Raw genomic sequence first — 17163 nt, forward strand, 5'->3', positions numbered from 1 at the left:
GTTTGTTCCAGTTCCGCCGCCTGATCATCGCTGACGGATGCCATGATGATCAGAATGCAATCTGCGCCAAGGGCACGAGCTTCAACCACCTGATAGGGGTCATACATGAAATCTTTACGCAACGCGGGCAGGGACGTCGCCTCGCGCGCCTGCGTCAGGTATTCTTTTGCGCCCTGAAAGCTGGGGGTGTCGGTCAGCACAGACAAACACGCAGCCCCACCATCCTCATACGCCTTGGCCAGGACAGGCGGGTCGAAATCCGGGCGGATCAGACCCTTGGACGGGCTGGCTTTCTTAACCTCGGCAATCAGCCCATAGCCTTGCCGCGACGCGGATTGCAAAGCTTCGGCAAAACCACGGGTTTCCGATGCGGCCCGAGCCTCACTTTCCAGCGTTTCCAAGGACTTCTGCGCTTTGTCGGCCGCAACCTCTTCCAGTTTGTAGGCTTTGATCTTGTCCAGAACGGTCTCGGTCATGCGGCTTCCTGTGTCTTACGGGCCAGAGCGGCGATTTTTTCTTTGGCTTTGCCACTGTCGATGCTCTCGGCGGCCATGGCGACACCTTCACGCAGATCGTTTGCAGCTTCGGCGACGACCAAAGCGGCGGCTGAATTCAATAGAACCGCATCGCGATAAGCCGACGGAGAACCGTCCAACAAGGCGCGGAAGGCTACTGCGTTTTCTTCCGGTGTGCCGCCGATGATGTCTTCGAATGGATGCACGGGCAGCCCCGCATCTTCTGGGTGCAGCTCGACCTCTTTGATCGTGTCATCTTCCAAAGCGGCAACCCAGCTGATGCCGGTGATCGTGAGTTCGTCCGTCCCGTCCGAGCCATGCACCAGCCACGCGCGGTCTGATCCAAGCAAGCCAAGCGTTTCGGCCATCGGACGGATCAGGTCGCGACTGAATGCGCCGGTCAATTGCCGTTTGACACCAGCGGGATTCGTCAGAGGGCCAAGAATGTTAAAGATCGTGCGTGTACCCAGCTCCTGACGTGATGGCATGACATGAGCGATTGCCGGGTGATGCATCGGAGCCATCATGAAGCCAATACCGACGTTTTCCAATGCTGCTTCAACGACTTGAGGGCCAACCATGACGTTGATCCCCATTTGACCCAACGCGTCCGCCGCACCAGATTTCGAACTCAGGTTGCGATTGCCATGCTTGGCTACGGTTACACCTGCACCGGCAACCACAAATGCCGTCGCGGTCGAGATGTTCAGCGTGCCTTTGCCGTCGCCGCCCGTGCCCACAATGTCCATCGCCCCGTCCGGCGCTTTAACGGCGTTGCACTTTGCGCGCATCACAGCGGCAGCGGCGGCGTATTCATCGACAGTTTCGCCGCGTGTGCGCATGGCCATCAGCAAACCGCCGATTTGGCTGGGCGTGGCTTCCCCGTCAAACAGGATGGCAAAGGCTTTTTCAGCTTCATCGCGTGTCAATGGGCGATCGGCCGCGGCACCGATCAGCGGTTTAAGCGCGTCGCTCATGCTGGGACTTTCAGTTCTTGCAGGAAGTTCTTGAGCAGGGCGTGGCCGTGCTCGGAGGCAATGGATTCCGGGTGGAACTGGACGCCATGAATGGGCAGTTCCTTGTGTTGCAGCCCCATGATCGTGCCGTCTTCCAATTCAGCCGTAATCTCAAGGCAATCGGGTAGGGTTTCGCGTTCCACGATCAATGAATGGTACCGCGTTGCCTCAAACGGAGAAGGCAGTCCGGCAAACAGACCCTTGCCTGTGTGATGCATCGTTCCCATTTTGCCGTGAACAATCTCGTGGCATCGGATGACCTTGCCGCCAAAAACCTGACCGATGGTCTGGTGGCCAAGGCAAACCCCCAGCAAAGGTGTTTTGGTTTCTGCTGCAGCTTCAGTCAGCGCAAGGCAAATACCGGCCTGATCCGGGTCGCAGGGGCCGGGGCTTAGCAGTATACCGGCGGGGTTCATGGCCATCGCTTCCTGCACATCCAGCGCATCATTTCGGCGAATGACCATTTCGGCACCAAGTTCGCCTAAATAATGTACCAAATTGTAGGTAAACGAGTCGTAGTTGTCGATCAGCAGCAGCATATGGGCACTTATCTTCGCTTGGGCATTTCAGGCTGGCGATGCAGCCCCGGGCCACGGTATAATGTCCGCACATACATGCTCAGGCTTGAGCGGCAGCGTCAAGAGGACATACCGTTTCTGACGCGTCCAATTGGCCGAGCGCCACATCAGATGGCGCAGAGCGGGGCGAGGCAGAGACAAGAGGCGAAAGGCAGGAAAATGGGCGGATTTTTCGGAGGGATGGTCGCTGGGGCGGTCGTTGTTTTGATGTTGGGCGTGTTCGTGTCGCTTAACACGCCGATGGTCAATACGCCGGTTGTTGTCACCGAAGCACCGGCTCCGGTGATTTCTGAAACACCAGAAGCGCCGACTGAAGTGGCCGAAGCCGTTTCTGATGCCGATGTGGTGGAATTGGCGCCGCATGGGCTGGAAGCCGCCGATGAAGCCACAGAAGATCTGGCTGATTTGTCGGGGCTTGAATCGTCATCTGACCCGCAGCCTGAGGTCGGTGCAGCGGCTGAGGCCGTGGACCAACCCGAAGCTGCGGTTGCGACTGAAGTGTCGGTTGTGACCGAAGCGCCTGCAGCGCCCCCGGAACCCAGCCTGGCCCCCGCGGTTCCGCTGGATGAAGCGGTACCAGCGGTGATTGATGATACGCCTAATCCACCGGCAGAACCCGAAACGACCGAGGTTGCTCTTCTTCAGCCGGAAGAAGATCCGTTGCCGCAAACTGAAGATGCAGACGAGGAGAACCCGTTTGAAAGCAGCCCAATCGCGGTGGAAGGGGACGAGGACGTTCTGCCGCGCAAACTGCCGCGTATCGCAGCGCTGCCACAGATTGGTGGAGAGCAGGAAGCAAGTGTAAGCTCAACGGTTGGAAAACGTATCATTCCGCTAACCGAACGGGATGATGAACCTGTGATCGAGCAAGCCTCGGCAGAAGAACCGACACCGCCGGGCAAGCCGATCGAACGTTACGCGGCCAAGTTCGAAAACCCCGAGTCTAAACCGCTTATGTCGATCATCCTGATTGATGACGAAGGTGCGTTCGGAGCCGAAGCTCTGCAGGATTTCCCCTATCCCATCAGTTTTGCCGTGAACCCGTCTGATCCAGATGCTGCAGAAAAGATGGCGCGGCACCGGGCGGCTGGGTTTGAAGTCATGGCTCTGGCAGACTTGCCCGAAGCCGCGACTGCGCAAGACGCTGAGGTTTCGCTGTCTGTGTGGCTTGATACTCTGCCCGAAACCGTTGGTATTCTGGAAGGGGTGGACAGCGGCATTCATGGCAACCGGAAACTGGCCGATCAGGTTGCTGAAATTGCGGCCGGAACAGGCCGGGGCTTGATCACGCAGGACAATGGGTTGAACACTGTGCAGAAGCTTGCGGCCCGCAATGGCACGCCATCAGGTGTTGTATTCCGTGACATCGACGGCGCACGCCAAGACCCCAAAGTCATGCGTCGTTTCCTGGATCAGGCTGCGTTCCGCGCCGGACAGGAAGGTGCTGTGGTCATGCTGGGTCGGGTCCGCCCCGAAACGATTTCAGCCCTGCTGCTTTGGGGCTTGGAAGACCGGGGCAGCCGCGTTGCCATGGCTCCGATTTCAGCGGTCATGATGAGACAGGTGCAGTGAACTGCTGAAGCGCGTGACGAAAGGGGCGGCGATCTTTTGATCTGCCGCCCTTTTTCATTTAGCTGTTTCCGCTTCCGGTGAAACGTGCAGCATCCGCCGCAGCGCGCCGTATTGCGTTGGATTTATGGACGGTTTCCATGAACTCGGCCTCAGGATCGCTGTCGTAAACAACACCGCCACCCGCCTGAATATAAAGCTTTTGATCTTTCACGATGGCGGTGCGCAGCGCGATACACATGTCCATGTCGCCGCCCGCGCTGAAATAGCCCACGCCACCGCCATAGACGCCGCGTTTTTCCGGCTCCAACTCGTCGATGATCTCCATCGCGCGCACTTTGGGCGCGCCCGAGACGGTACCCGCAGGCATTCCGGCAAAAAACGCATCCAGCGCGTCTTTATCTTCGGCCAGTTCACCCACCACGTTAGATACAATATGCATGACGTGGCTGTAGCGTTCGATGATGAACTCTTCGGTCGGGCGCACAGTTCCGATCTTGGAAACGCGTCCCGTATCGTTGCGGCCCAGATCCAGAAGCATCAGGTGCTCGGCCAGCTCTTTCTTATCGGCCAGCAGATCCAGTTCGTTTGCCTTGTCTTCTTCCGGTGTCGCGCCTCGGGGGCGGGTGCCGGCGATGGGGCGAATGGTGACTTCATTGCCGAACACACGCACCAGAATTTCAGGGCTTGCACCCACGACCTGAAAGCTGCCGAAGTTGAAATAGAACATGAAAGGCGACGGGTTGGTGCGCCGCAATGACCGATAGAGCGCAAAGGGCGGCAGCGGGAAATCCTGCGCCCAACGCTGCGCGGGGACAACCTGAAAAATGTCACCAGCGCGGATGTACTCCTTGGCCTTTTCAACCGCCTCCATATAGCCGGACTTGGTAAAGTTCGACACTGGCGGTGCGATTTCACGTGCATCGCCCAGATCGCGCGTTTCGGCAGGCATGGCACGTTCCAGATCACGGACCGCATCCATGACACGTTCTGCGGCTTGCGCATAGGCCGCTTTGGCGGACTGACCCTCACTGGCCCAAGCCGGTGACACAACGGTCACTTCGCCTTTGACACCATCCAGCACAGCGATGACCGAAGGACGCAACATGATTGCATCGGGCAGGCCCAGAGGGTCAGGATTCACGTCCGGCAGGTATTCCACAAGCCGCACCATGTCATAGCCCAAGTACCCGAACAGCCCCGCTGCAGCCTGAGGCAGGTCATCCGGCAGGTCGATGCGACTTTCGGCTAGCAAAGCGCGCAGGTTGTCCATCGGGTTGCCCTCTTGCGTCGAGAACGCGTCGGAATCGAACCGGGCAGAGCGGTTGAGTTCGGATGCTTCACCGCGACACCGCCAGATCAGGTCGGGCTTCATACCAATGATCGAGTAACGGCCACGAACTTCGCCGCCCGTCACGGATTCCAGCATGAACGCATCTTTCTGCGCGCCCGTCAGCTTGAGCATCAGCGACACAGGGGTGTCCAGATCAGCAGCAAGCCGTGTGTAAACCACCTGATTTTCGCCCGCTTCATAAGCGCGCGCGAAGGTGTCGAATTCGGGTGTCAGGGCCATATCGGTCTCGTTTAAAAGCTCGATTGCACGGCATTCAGCGCCTGTTGGTCGATGACCGGACGCGCACGTGTCTGCGCGTCGCGCACATAAGCGTTGAAAATATTCTGTGACAGGGCCTGATTCATCTGCGCGGACAGGGCTTCGCGCAGTTGGCGAAGCTCGTCCGTGTCTGCCGGAGGCAGAACTTCGTCCAGACGCACCAGCAGCGCCGCGCCGTTGCCACCGATGACACGCAGTTCGCCGGGTTCCATCTGGAACACCTCGTTCATGAAATCCGCAGGGACGTCATCCAGAAACGCCGTGCGGGTCAAGGCATTTTCTACGCGGAAGGGCAGGCCGGTAGCTGTAAAATCGCCATCTGTCGCAAGCTGTGCAAGAACTGCATTCGCCCGTTCTTCCAAAGCCTTGTTGGTTTCGACCTGAAGCCATGCAGCGGCCACGCGATCACGCGCGCTGTCCAGCGGCTCGGGGCGGCGCGGCAGAACCTCATTCAGGCGCAGGGCAAAGATCGACCCGTCTTCTAGGAACGCGATTTCGGGGAAGTCACCTTCCTGCACCGCTTCGGCGGCGACGCGGAACCCGTCATAGGCGGCGATTTCATCCGAACTTTCGCGGGTCCAGTCGATCTGACCCAACTCCATTTCGGTCTCATCCGCCAGTTCTTCCAGCGTGGCCCCGCCAGCCAGCATGTCGTTGATATCTTCGGACTGCGCCTCGATCAGGCGGCGGGCGCGCTCGGCTGCAAGCTCTTCCCGCAAGGCCGGTTCAGCTTCTTCGAAAGGCACATTGTTGGCTGCCAGAGATCCGTTGATCCGGAACAAGGCCGGGCCAAAAACCGAAGGCAGGGGGCCGACTACAGAATCGAGATCGGCTGCAAATACGGCGTCCGCAGCTTCGCCCAGATCCTCGCGGGTCACGTCGCCCAGATCGATGTCGTTGAGCTCAAGATCACGTTCACGAACCAGTTGCTCAAAGGTCGTGCCGCCAACCTCAAGCTGCGCCTTTGCTTCGCTCGCGGCCTGCTCATCCGGGAAGTTCAAACGCTCAACCAGGCGGCGTTCCGGCTGGTTGTATTCGTCTGAGCGGTCTTCATAGAGTTTCTGCAGGGCGTCTTGATCCACCTCAACACTGTCGATCAGCATGGCAGGCGACAGGATCGCGTATGTCAATTGCTTGGTGCGGGGCAGGGTGAACTGGTCGCCGTTCTCATCATAATAGGTTTGAATCTGCGCGTCGGTCGGCTCCGCGATTGGGGTCTCCAATGCCTCGGCCCCGACGGTTGCCACAGTAAAGCTACGCCGTGCGCCAATGTAATCCGTCATCGTATCTGTCAGGGTCGCTGGCATCTCGACCCCGCCCATGATCGCGCCCTGCACGATTGTGCGTGCAGATTCCTTGCGCAGATCCGTTTCAAACTCGGAGTCAGTCATGCCGATCTGTTCAAGCTGAAAACGATAGGCTTCCCGGTCGAAACTGCCGTCCACGCCCTGAAACGCCGGGATCGCGACAATCTCTTGCTGCAGGTTTTCGTCGCCGATGGAAATTCCAAGTTGCCCGACTTCATTGTCCAGAGCCGCCAGCGCGGTCAGACGCGCAAGGGCGTTCTGGTCCAGTCCCAGGTCACGCGCCTGCGACATTTGCAGGGGCTGGCCGGATTGCGCTTCGACGGCGCGGATTTCCCGCTGCAATTCCCGCACATACTCATCGACCGAGATGCTCTCATCACCCACTTGTGCAACGGTTCGAACCGTTCCGCTGAGGTTGGTGGCACCGAAGCCTGCAAGACCCAGCATCAGCAGGCCCATCAGAATCCAGACAAAGGTTTTCGAAAGACTTTTAGCGCCTGCGGCCATGATGCCCTCTTGTTATTGCGGCAGCGTTCTGCCCTGTCGGTTGCGGCCCTGAATACGACGCACACAGCCGAGGGGCAAGCTTAGAAGGACAGGCCCTGCAACCGGTCGAACAATTGACCCAATCCCGCACGGTCGAGATTGGCAAAGGCCACCCGCACTTGCCGTTTTCCGGCGGGGTCGTGATCGGGCATGAACATGGTGCCGGGCAACAGCAGCACGCCTGCCTCTGCCACCAGACGGCGGGCCAGTTCATCCGAAGCCATATCGAATGGATGTTCAAGATAGGCAAAATACGCGCCAAGCCCCAATAAACGCCAGCCCTTGGCTTCCAGTGCTGGCATCCCGTCCTTGATTGCGGCCCGGCGGTCGAGAATCTCGTCCCGTTCACCTGCCAGCCATTGTGACAGGTTCTGCATCCCCCAAAGGGCCGCAAACTGGCCGATCTGGCCGGGACAAATGGCGACGGTGTCGAGGAATTTCTCGACTTCCGCCAAAAGGGCGCGGCTTGTCGCTATGGCACCGACCCGGTGGCCTGTCAGGCGGTAGGCTTTGGAAAAGGAATAGAGATGGACCAAAGTTTCGTCCCAGTTTGGCTGCTGGAACAGGTCGTGCGGTGGTCCGCTGCGGCTGTCGAAATCGCGATACGTCTCATCAACGATCAGGCGAATACCGGTGTCGCGCGCCAGGTCATAGAAGGCTCGGACCAGATCGGCCGGGTATTCAACACCGCCGGGGTTGTTGGGCGTGACCAGGGCTATGGCGCGCGTTTTTTCAGTGATCAGCGCGCGCGCCTTTTCTGGGTCGGGCAGCAGGTCATCGTCGGTTCGGAGGTCCACAGCCTTTACCCCAGCCATGTCCAACCACATTTTATGATTGAAATACCAAGGCGTTGGAAGAATCACCTCATCTGCCTCGTCGGTGATCGCTGAGATTGTTGCTGAAAAAGCCTGATTGCAGCCCGAGGTGATCGCGGTCTGATCCGGATCAACCTGTGCCGCATAATGCGTGCTGATCTGGGCCGCTAGTTCTGTGCGCAGGTCGTCATTCCCCAAGACCGGCCCATATAGATGCGCGCTGTCTTCCTGCACGGCAAAATCGGCCATGGCCTGACGTAAAGCAAGCGGAGGTGGGTCGACCGGTGCCGCCTGGCTGACATTGATCAGAGGGCGATCCTCGGGGAAGGTGACACCTTCAACCCAACGGCGCGCCTCCATCACCGGAGGAGGGAAGGTGGCGCTGGTGCGGGTCTGGGTCATGGCGTACCGGTTTTTATGCGAGGCTCTGCCTCGCGCTCCGAGGTATTTTCAAACAGAAGAAGGGATCAGTCGGTGCCGCGATATGGCTCGACATACTGAAGTGCCATGTCCCATGGAAAGAAGATCCACGTGTCTTGGCTGACCTCGGTGATAAAGGTGTCCACCATCGGGCGGCCCTTGGGTTTGGCATAAACAGTCGCAAAATGCGCGTTGGGGTACATTTTTCGGACCAGTTCCAGCGTTTTCCCACTGTCCACCAGATCATCGATGATCAGAACGCCAGTGCCGTCGCCCATCAAATCTGCGTCGGGGGCTTTCAGAACTTCGGCTTCGCCTTGTTCTTGATGGTGGTAAGATCGCACGCTGATCGTATCGACCGTGCGGATATCCAGCTCACGGCTCACAATCATCGCAGGGGCCATGCCGCCGCGTGTGATGGCCACAACGGCGCGCCAGGCACCATCGTCCGGGCCTTGCCCATCAAGACGCCAGGCCAAAGCGCGCGAATCGCGATGGATCTGGTCCCAGCTGATGTGAAAGCCTTTTTCGTGGGGCAGGCGGTCTTTGGCGCTCATGATCTTAGCCCTTTTCCACGTCGGGTGCGTCAACGGCTTTCATGCCGACGATATGATAGCCCGAGTCCACATGCAGGTTTTCACCGGTCACACCGCTGGACAGATCAGACAGCAGGTAGAGTGCTGACTTGCCCACATCGTCGATGGTCACGTTGCGGCGCAGGGGTGAGTTATATTCGTTCCACTTCATGATATAGCGGAAATCGCCGATGCCACTGGCGGCCAGGGTCTTGATCGGTCCTGCTGAGATCGAGTTGACGCGAATGCCGTCCTTGCCCAGGTCCTCGGCCAGATATTTGACTGACGCCTCAAGCGCAGCCTTGGCAACGCCCATCACATTATAATGGGGCATAACTTGTTCAGCGCCATAATAGGTCAGGGTGATCGCACTGCCGCCTTCGCTCATCATCTTTTCGGCGCGTTGCATCACGGCGGTGAAGGAATAAACCGACACATCCATTGTCAGTTTGAAATTCGCCCGGCTGGTATCAACATAGCGGCCGCGCAGTTCGTTCTTGTCGGAAAAGCCGATGGCATGAACGATGAAGTCCAGTTTGCCCCATTTCTCTTCCAATGCGGTAAACAGCGCATCGACTGACATCTCGTCGCTCACGTCACAAGGCAGGACGATTTCGCTTCCCAATTGTGCTGCAAGCGGGTCGACCCGCTTTTTCAAAGCATCGCCCTGGTAGGAAAAGGCAAGCTCGGCCCCGGCATCGGACAAGGCGCGGGCGATTCCCCATGCGATTGATTTGTCATTGGCCAGTCCCATGATGAGGCCGCGTTTGCCGGCCATCAACTGATTTGACATGTGTGGTTCTCCGCCTGTCTTCGCGATGTGTTGAGTCGGTTTATGCCATTGGTAGCGTTGCATCAAGGCCGTGCGCTCTTGCCCGCAGCGGGTTCTCGCCTTAGGTTCGTCGTTAACACTTTCCAGGGGATGGAAATGACCGAGCGTGATGGCATCTTTGCTGGCTCCGATCCGTTTGAAATTGCGGGTCGGTGGTTGAGCGAGGCTGAAAAGACAGAATTGAACGACCCCAATGCGATTGCGCTGGCAACCGTCGACTCAGATGGAATGCCGAACGCGCGCATGGTGCTGCTGAAGGAGATCGAAGCAGATTCGTTTGTGTTCTATACGAATTACGAAAGTGCAAAAGCGGCCGAACTGGATGCAGTCGGAAAAGCTGCGTTTGTTATGCACTGGAAATCTTTAAGGCGACAGCTGCGTGTTCGTGGTACAATCACCCGCGAAAACGGACCTCAGGCGGATGAATATTACGCATCGAGGTCGCTGAAGAGCCGTTTGGGGGCCTGGGCGTCGAAGCAATCTCAACCCCTTTCCAGCCGTGCAGCCCTGATGGCTGAGGTGGCCAAGGTGACTGCCAAGCTGGGTCCGAATCCACCCCGTCCACCGTTTTGGGGCGGATATCGATTGACGCCAATTGAAATTGAATTCTGGGCCGATGGGGCGTTCCGCCTGCATGACCGGTTCAGATGGAAACGCAAAGAGCCGGGATCGGCATGGCATGTGGAAAGGTTGAATCCATGACGTTCACGTGTCGTGAAATGCAACAGGCAGAAAATAAACAATTTTTTCAGCTTGAATTTGCCTGCCATTCCCATAAACAACGAACCCTTAACGAACGGCTAAAATTCGCGATGGGAATACCGTGCCAGAAGACCTGAACAACATGTATCGCGTTCGTGGACACGTGAAATGGTTCGACCCTGCCAAAGGGTATGGATTCGTTGTGTCTGACGATGGCGGCCCGGATATCCTGTTGCACGTGAACGTCTTGCGTAACTTCGGGCAGAGCTCTGTCGCGGATGGCGCAGGGATCGAGATCATGACGCACCGCACGGATCGGGGCGTTCAGGCGGTTGAAGTGGTCGCTATTGATCCGCCGGCGCGGACCGACTCGATGATGCTGGCCGATTTTGCCGAGTTGGATCCGGTGGTTATCGCCGAGGCCCCGTTGGAAGCCGCGCGTGTAAAATGGTTCGACAAGGGTAAGGGCTTTGGTTTTGCCAACGTCTTTGGCCGTGGCGAAGACGTTTTTCTTCATATCGAAGTGCTGCGCCGGTCTGGCCTTGCTGATCTTCAACCGGGCGAAGCGCTGGCCATGCGTGTGATCGATGGCAAACGGGGCCGGATGGCGGCTCAGGTGCTGGCTTGGGAAGCCGCACTGGACGGCTGACGTTTTCATGAAACGGATTCTGACGCTTCTGCCCCTGTTCCTTATGCTTTGGACAGGTGGGGCGTTTGCTGCGTGCAGCGCTGATCGTGTCACTTTGCGAAATGACAAGTCTACGGTGCGATTTGAAGTTGAACTTGCCATAACACCTCAGGAACGCTCGCAAGGGCTGATGTTTCGCGAAACGCTCCCGAATCGATCCGGCATGTTGTTTGTGTTTGACCCACCTCAACGCGTTGCGTTCTGGATGAAGAACACCTTGATTCCGCTGGACATGATTTTTCTGGATCGCACCGGCCTGGTAACGAGCGTGCATGAGGGGGCGATTCCCGGTGATCTGACGCCAATCGAAGGCGGAGATTCCGTTTTTGCAGTACTGGAAATCAATGCCGGATTGTCGGCGCGCTATTCCATTACGCCCGGTACACAGATGCAGCACGAAATTTTTTCGTCAGGTCCTGCAATTTGGCCCTGTTAGGGCTTTTCAAATCAGATTGGCATCGTTAGGAAGGCGCACGGTCCGGGGCGTGGCGCAGTCTGGTAGCGCACCTGTTTTGGGTACAGGGGGTCGTAGGTTCGAATCCTGCCGCCCCGACCACTTCCATCAGTTTATGAGGGCGATCCGCCCATTGCTTGGAACAGCCTGCTGATCGACTGATCCAGCTCGGCGCTGTCCAAGGGCACTTCGACCACGGATCCGGTTTTCTGCGGCACCTTAAAGAACACGTTCGCATCTACGCGATATCCGCTGGTGTTCTTGCTTGATGTCAGGCGCATCACGCTTTGCGGCAGGTCTTGTGGATTTCCGTCATAGTTCAGAATCAGAAAGGCGGATGCCTCTGGGGGCAGGATTTCGCGACATTCAAATGTCTGGCCGCCGGTTTTTTCAAAAGATTCTCCCGGGCCAGAGCAACTGGTTTCAAAACTATCGAACAGTCGTTGCGGATAGGTTTCGAACTGTGCGCTGCGTGACGCATCGGGCACATCTTGTGGTGCGCAGGCCACGATACAGGCCAATATCGGGATAAAGGTGAGCAGCTTCATAGCTTTGTACCTTTTCACATTTAAACGAACGGGCCGCGATCAAACTCGGACGCCTCAGAACAGATGCAGATGATTCCCAATCAGCCTAGTCGGTGTCGCATTGGTTGATCAAATGCAGATAACTATGCTGGTAAAAACGGGAATTCGATTTGAGATTCCGAACGATCAGCGGAAATTTGCCGTGGATGATCCTGTGGGGGAATCGGACCATGTCGATTGCCGATGTTCAAAGGGCGGCAGGTCAACAAAAAAGATTTCAAAAAAGGCTGAAAAAGGGCGTTGACCTTCTATGGCAACATACGCCAGATTGTATGAGCCGAAGGGATTGCCACAATATCTGGTGTTTAAACCGGAAGGGGCAGCAGGCGAGGGTCGGAAAGCACATCTAATTAAAGTGCGCCGTTTTTGCGGTTTTCCGCTGTCTTTGACAGTGAAGGATACCTTTGTCCTGAATTCTCTGGGCGTTGCGGGCGGCACCCTGCAACACAAGATTTGGTGCCGGGAACTGAACATTGGGCGGAATTTAACCAGGGCTGCGGACATGAAGATTGAAAGAAAATTCACCAAACCAGATCAGGATGCCTACTCGGACCTGGATTTTGTGTCCGCGACGTCTGAAATCCGCAATCCCGACGGCACGATTGTCTTCCGTCTTGACGATATCGAAGTACCTGCAAGCTGGTCGCAGGTGGCCAGCGACGTTATCGCACAGAAGTATTTCCGCAAGGCGGGTGTCCCCAGCAAGCTGAAGAAGGTCAAGGAAAAGGGTGTACCTGAATTCCTGTGGCGTTCGGTCCCGGCTGAAGGCGCTGATTTTGACGGCGAAACCTCGTCCAAACAAGTCTTTGACCGTCTGGCGGGCGCGTGGGCCTATTGGGGCTGGAAAGGCGGGTACTTCTCAGATGAAGAAGACGCGCGCGCCTATTTTGACGAGATGCGCTATATGCTTGCGACCCAGCGCGCCGCACCGAACAGCCCTCAGTGGTTCAACACCGGTCTGCATTGGGCCTATGGGATCGACGGTCCCGCTCAGGGGCACCACTATGTGGATTACAAAACCGGCAAGTTGACCAAATCGAAATCTGCATACGAGCATCCGCAGCCGCACGCATGCTTCATCCAGTCGGTCGACGATGATCTGGTGAACGAAGGCGGCATCATGGATCTATGGGTGCGCGAGGCGCGCCTGTTCAAATACGGCTCGGGTACAGGAACCAATTTCAGCCACTTGCGTGCCGAAGGCGAGGCGCTTTCCGGTGGTGGCAAATCCTCGGGCCTGATGGGTTTTCTCAAGATCGGCGACCGCGCCGCAGGCGCGATCAAATCAGGCGGGACAACCCGTCGAGCAGCGAAGATGGTGATCGTCGATGCGGATCACCCGGATATCGAGCAGTTCATCGAATGGAAGGTGATCGAAGAGCAGAAAGTGGCCTCGATCGTTGCCGGATCGAAAATGCACGAAAAGATGCTGAACGGCATTTTCGATGCCATTCGTTCGTGGGACGGCTCTGCAGATGATGCTTATGATCCAAACGCGAACGACGCATTGAAAAAGGCAGTGCGCGAAGCGAAAAAAGTCGCGATCCCTGAGACTTACATCAAACGCGTTCTGGATTATGCCAAGCAGGGTCACGACAGCATCGAATTCCCGACCTACGATACGGACTGGGATTCGGAAGCCTACAGCTCGGTCTCAGGCCAGAACTCGAACAACTCGATCCGCGTCACCAATGCGTTCCTGACCGCCGTTGAGAAAGACGCCGATTGGGAGTTGATCAACCGCACCGACGGCAAGGTTGCTCGCACCGTCAAAGCACGCGATCTGTGGGAAAAGGTTGGCCACGCTGCATGGGCCTGTGCCGATCCGGGCATCCAGTTCCACGACACTGTCAACGAATGGCACACATGCCCCAATGATGGTGAGATTCGCGGCTCGAACCCGTGCTCGGAATACATGTTCCTGGATGACACGGCCTGTAACTTGGCCTCGATGAACTTGCTGACCTTCCTGAAAGACGGTGAGTTTCAGGCGGCAGACTACATGCACGCCTCGCGTCTTTGGACTCTGACGCTGGAAATCTCGGTGACCATGGCGCAGTTCCCGTCTAAGGAAATCGCGCAACTGTCCTATGACTTCCGCACCTTGGGTCTGGGTTACGCCAATATCGGCGGTTTGCTGATGAACATGGGCTACAGCTATGACTCGGATGAGGGGCGGGCGATCTGTGGTGCGCTGACCGCGATCATGACCGGTGTGGCCTACGCGACCTCGGCTGAGATTGCCGGTGAGCTTGGGCCGTTTAACGGATATGAGCGGAACGCGGACCACATGCTGCGCGTTATCCGCAACCATCGCCGCGCGTCGCAGGGTGTAACCGAGGGCTATGAGAAACTGGCGGTCAAGCCGGTGCCTCTGGACCACGGCAACTGCCCGGACAAGCGTCTGATCGATCTGGCCATGTCCGCTTGGGACGAGGCGCTGAGCCTGGGTGAGAAAAACGGCTACCGCAACGCGCAGGCCACCGTAATCGCACCAACAGGCACCATCGGTCTGGTGATGGATTGCGACACCACCGGGATCGAGCCGGACTTTGCCTTGGTCAAGTTCAAGAAGCTGGCCGGTGGCGGTTACTTCAAGATTATCAACCGCTCGGTGCCGTCGGCCCTGGAAAAGCTGGGCTATTCTTCATCTCAGATCGAAGAAATCGTCAGCTACGCGGTCGGTCACGGCACCATCGGGAACGCGCCGGGGATCAACCATACGTCGCTGACCGGTCACGGCTTTGGCCCCAATGAACTGGCCAAAGTAGACGCCGCACTGGAAAGCGCATTCGACATCCGGTTCGTCTTCAACCAGTGGACACTGGGCGAGGATTTCTGCACCGGCGTGTTGGGCATCCCAGCGACTAAGCTGAATGACCCGACTTTTGATCTGCTGCGCCATCTGGGCTTTACCCGCGCGGATATCGACGCGGCCAACGACCATGTTTGCGGAACCATGACTCTGGAAGGCGCGCCGCACCTGAAGGAAGAGCATTATGCGATTTTCGACTGCGCCAATCCGTGCGGCAAGAAAGGCAAGCGTTTCCTAGGGGTTGATAGCCACATCACCATGATGGCGGCGGCGCAAAGCTTCATCTCGGGCGCGATCTCGAAGACGATCAACATGCCGAATGACGCAACCATTGAGGACTGCCAAAAGGCCTATGAGCTCAGCTGGTCGCTGGGCGTGAAGGCCAACGCGCTTTATCGTGACGGCTCGAAACTGTCGCAGCCTCTGGCCGCGGCGCTGGTTGAGGATGACGACGAGGCGGCTGAAGTGCTGGAAAGCGGTTCGACGCAGGAAAAAGCTGTCGTTCTGGCCGAGAAGGTGATCGAGAAGGTTGTGGTCAAGGAAATGATCCGCAGTCACCGCGAGAAACTGCCGCATCGCCGCAAGGGCTATACCCAGAAAGCAATCGTGGGAGGCCACAAGGTTTACTTGCGCACCGGTGAGTTCGAAGACGGCAAGCTGGGTGAGATCTTCATCGACATGCACAAGGAAGGCGCTGGCTTCCGGGCGATGATGAACAACTTCGCCATCGCCGTGTCGGTCGGCCTGCAATACGGCGTGCCGCTGGAAGAGTTCGTGGATGCCTTCACCTTCACCAAGTTCGAACCGGCTGGGATGGTGCAGGGCAACGACTCGATCAAGAATGCGACGTCGATCCTGGATTACATCTTCCGCGAATTGGCCGTGTCTTATCTGGACCGCACCGATCTGGCGCATGTGAAACCCGAAGGCGCGACCTTTGACGATCTGGGTCGAGGCGAAGAAGAAGGTGTGTCCAACATCTCCGAGATCAGTGAAAGTGCTGCGTCCAAGTCATTGGAAGTGCTGAAACAAATCAGCTCGACCGGCTATCTGCGCAAGCGTCTGCCTCAGGACCTGGCTGTGTTCAATGCCGGTCAGGTTGAGCTGAACGGGATGGCTGAAACAGCAGCTGCATTCGAAGCACCTGTGGCAGAAACCGCAGTTGCAACCGGCATGGACGCCCGCACCAAAGCAAAAATGCAAGGCTATGAGGGCGACCCGTGCGGTGAATGCGGAAACTACACGCTGGTCCGCAACGGGACTTGCATGAAGTGCAACACCTGCGGCGCGACAAGCGGGTGTAGCTAAGGTTTAACGCCCCGGCACCCCGGGGCGTAGGGGTCGGACGCTGCCCTTGGTTACCGACCCCGACGAATACGGAGAAAGGCACTGAGACTTACCAAGTTTGCCTTTTTCCACTCGGCCGACATGCCCGTGTTGGCCGGGAACAGGGTGGGGCGGAATATTTGCTCCCTCCCACTCTTTCACGGGGCGGGTGCGCTCGCCCCATGCGCAGTCCAGGCCGCAGGCAAAAAAACACCGGGCGGTCAACGACATGAGCCTGGAAGGCGAAACTGACAGGGGGCTTCGGCCCCCTTTCTTTTTTCGCCGCACGGCTCACGTAAGCGTGGTTTTGCCGGATTTGTAGGGATCCGTCGGGCAAGACCTGCCGAAACGGGTCCGGCGAAATTTTGCCCGGCGGGGCGTTGCGCGCCCGACTCGGTCAAACACGCAAGGATTGGCGCGAATCTTTGGTTTTCGCGCATTACGGGTGACGGGCTGAGGTGTTGCGGTGTTTCTAGGGCCTGTCCGGACGAAAGATAATCAACCTATCAGGAGGCACCAAAATGAAACCGCAGTATTTGATTGGGATTTCCATCGCTGCTTTGACCTTGCCTGGGCTCGTATCGGCGCAATCGACGGCAGATGCCAATGGTGATGGCGTTCTGACGATCGAGGAAGTGCAGGTGGTTGCGCCCAGTGTGGACGCCGACACCTTCTCAGCCATGGATGCGAACGGTGACGGCGCGTTGGACGCAGATGAAGTGGCCGTTGCACAGGAAGCCGGATTGCTCCCGCCAAGTGACGGATAAACGTATGGGCGGCCCGATCATCACCGGGCCGCCTGTTTC

The 17163-nt window shown here is 57.5% G+C and carries 15 protein-coding genes and 1 tRNA gene; 7 read left to right on the forward strand and 9 right to left on the reverse strand.

What is annotated here, in order from left to right; translation table 11 throughout:
• From AC2FNU_RS13770 to AC2FNU_RS13780, 3 genes are all read right to left on the reverse strand, one after another.
• On the reverse strand, positions 1 to 476 hold a 476-nt coding region (locus AC2FNU_RS13770; RefSeq protein ID WP_496789317.1), incomplete at its 3' end, for an indole-3-glycerol phosphate synthase TrpC.
• Positions 473 to 1492: an anthranilate phosphoribosyltransferase gene (gene trpD / locus AC2FNU_RS13775; protein ID WP_496789322.1), complete on the reverse strand. Its 1020-nt coding sequence runs from the start codon at positions 1490 to 1492 to the stop codon at positions 473 to 475. The genes AC2FNU_RS13770 and trpD, both read right to left, overlap by 4 nt.
• Positions 1489 to 2070, reverse strand: a complete 582-nt coding sequence (locus AC2FNU_RS13780; protein WP_496789328.1) for an anthranilate synthase component II — start codon at positions 2068 to 2070, stop codon at positions 1489 to 1491. Before AC2FNU_RS13780 ends, trpD begins: the two co-directional genes overlap by 4 nt.
• Positions 2071 to 2268: 198 nt before the next feature.
• Between AC2FNU_RS13780 and AC2FNU_RS13785 the strand changes: the two genes are divergently transcribed.
• Entirely contained in the window at positions 2269 to 3681 is a 1413-nt protein-coding gene (locus AC2FNU_RS13785) for a divergent polysaccharide deacetylase family protein (protein WP_496789333.1), read from the forward strand.
• Positions 3682 to 3739: 58 nt separating this feature from the next.
• On the opposite strand, the gene trpE is transcribed toward AC2FNU_RS13785, so the two are convergent.
• From trpE to fabI, 5 genes are all read right to left on the reverse strand, one after another.
• Positions 3740 to 5251 carry an anthranilate synthase component I gene (gene trpE, locus AC2FNU_RS13790; protein WP_496789335.1) on the reverse strand — a complete coding sequence of 504 codons (1512 nt, stop codon included), beginning with the start codon at positions 5249 to 5251 and terminating at the stop codon, positions 3740 to 3742.
• A gap of 11 nt (positions 5252 to 5262) precedes the next feature.
• Positions 5263 to 7104: a peptidylprolyl isomerase gene (locus AC2FNU_RS13795; RefSeq protein WP_496789337.1), complete on the reverse strand. Its 1842-nt coding sequence runs from the start codon at positions 7102 to 7104 to the stop codon at positions 5263 to 5265.
• Between the two features lie 80 nt (positions 7105 to 7184).
• Positions 7185 to 8360, reverse strand: coding sequence for an aminotransferase (locus tag AC2FNU_RS13800; protein ID WP_496789341.1), 1176 nt, complete (start codon positions 8358 to 8360; stop codon positions 7185 to 7187).
• 65 nt (positions 8361 to 8425) lie between these two features.
• Positions 8426 to 8935, reverse strand: a complete 510-nt coding sequence (gene gpt / locus AC2FNU_RS13805; protein ID WP_171668292.1) for a xanthine phosphoribosyltransferase — start codon at positions 8933 to 8935, stop codon at positions 8426 to 8428.
• Between the two features lie 4 nt (positions 8936 to 8939).
• Positions 8940 to 9746: an enoyl-ACP reductase FabI gene (gene fabI, locus AC2FNU_RS13810; RefSeq protein WP_496789344.1), complete on the reverse strand. Its 807-nt coding sequence runs from the start codon at positions 9744 to 9746 to the stop codon at positions 8940 to 8942.
• 135 nt (positions 9747 to 9881) lie between these two features.
• On the opposite strand from fabI, the gene pdxH reads away from it, so the two are divergent.
• The 4 genes from pdxH (at position 9882) to AC2FNU_RS13830 (ending at position 11731) form a co-directional block, all read left to right on the forward strand.
• Positions 9882 to 10487, forward strand: coding sequence for a pyridoxamine 5'-phosphate oxidase (pdxH, locus tag AC2FNU_RS13815; protein ID WP_496789346.1), 606 nt, complete (start codon positions 9882 to 9884; stop codon positions 10485 to 10487).
• Positions 10488 to 10629: 142 nt separating this feature from the next.
• Entirely contained in the window at positions 10630 to 11136 is a 507-nt protein-coding gene (locus tag AC2FNU_RS13820; RefSeq protein WP_496789394.1) for a cold-shock protein, read from the forward strand.
• Between the two features lie 7 nt (positions 11137 to 11143).
• Positions 11144 to 11611, forward strand: coding sequence for a DUF192 domain-containing protein (locus AC2FNU_RS13825; RefSeq protein WP_496789349.1), 468 nt, complete (start codon positions 11144 to 11146; stop codon positions 11609 to 11611).
• A gap of 43 nt (positions 11612 to 11654) precedes the next feature.
• Positions 11655 to 11731 (forward strand) — tRNA-Pro (locus tag AC2FNU_RS13830).
• Between the two features lie 11 nt (positions 11732 to 11742).
• Here the strand turns inward: AC2FNU_RS13830 and AC2FNU_RS13835 are convergent.
• Positions 11743 to 12177, reverse strand: a complete 435-nt coding sequence (locus AC2FNU_RS13835; protein ID WP_480799669.1) for a hypothetical protein — start codon at positions 12175 to 12177, stop codon at positions 11743 to 11745.
• A 541-nt stretch (positions 12178 to 12718) separates the two neighbouring features.
• Here AC2FNU_RS13835 and AC2FNU_RS13840 point away from each other — a divergent pair.
• Complete coding sequence (locus tag AC2FNU_RS13840; protein WP_496789352.1) at positions 12719 to 16339, forward strand: vitamin B12-dependent ribonucleotide reductase; 3621 nt, start codon at positions 12719 to 12721, stop codon at positions 16337 to 16339.
• Positions 16340 to 16878: 539 nt separating this feature from the next.
• On the forward strand, positions 16879 to 17124 hold the full coding sequence (locus AC2FNU_RS13845) for an EF-hand domain-containing protein (protein WP_171090220.1): 246 nt from the start codon (positions 16879 to 16881) through the stop codon (positions 17122 to 17124).
• The last annotated feature ends 39 nt before the right edge of the window (positions 17125 to 17163 follow it).

The organism is Ruegeria sp. BHSB064 (assembly GCF_059613205.1).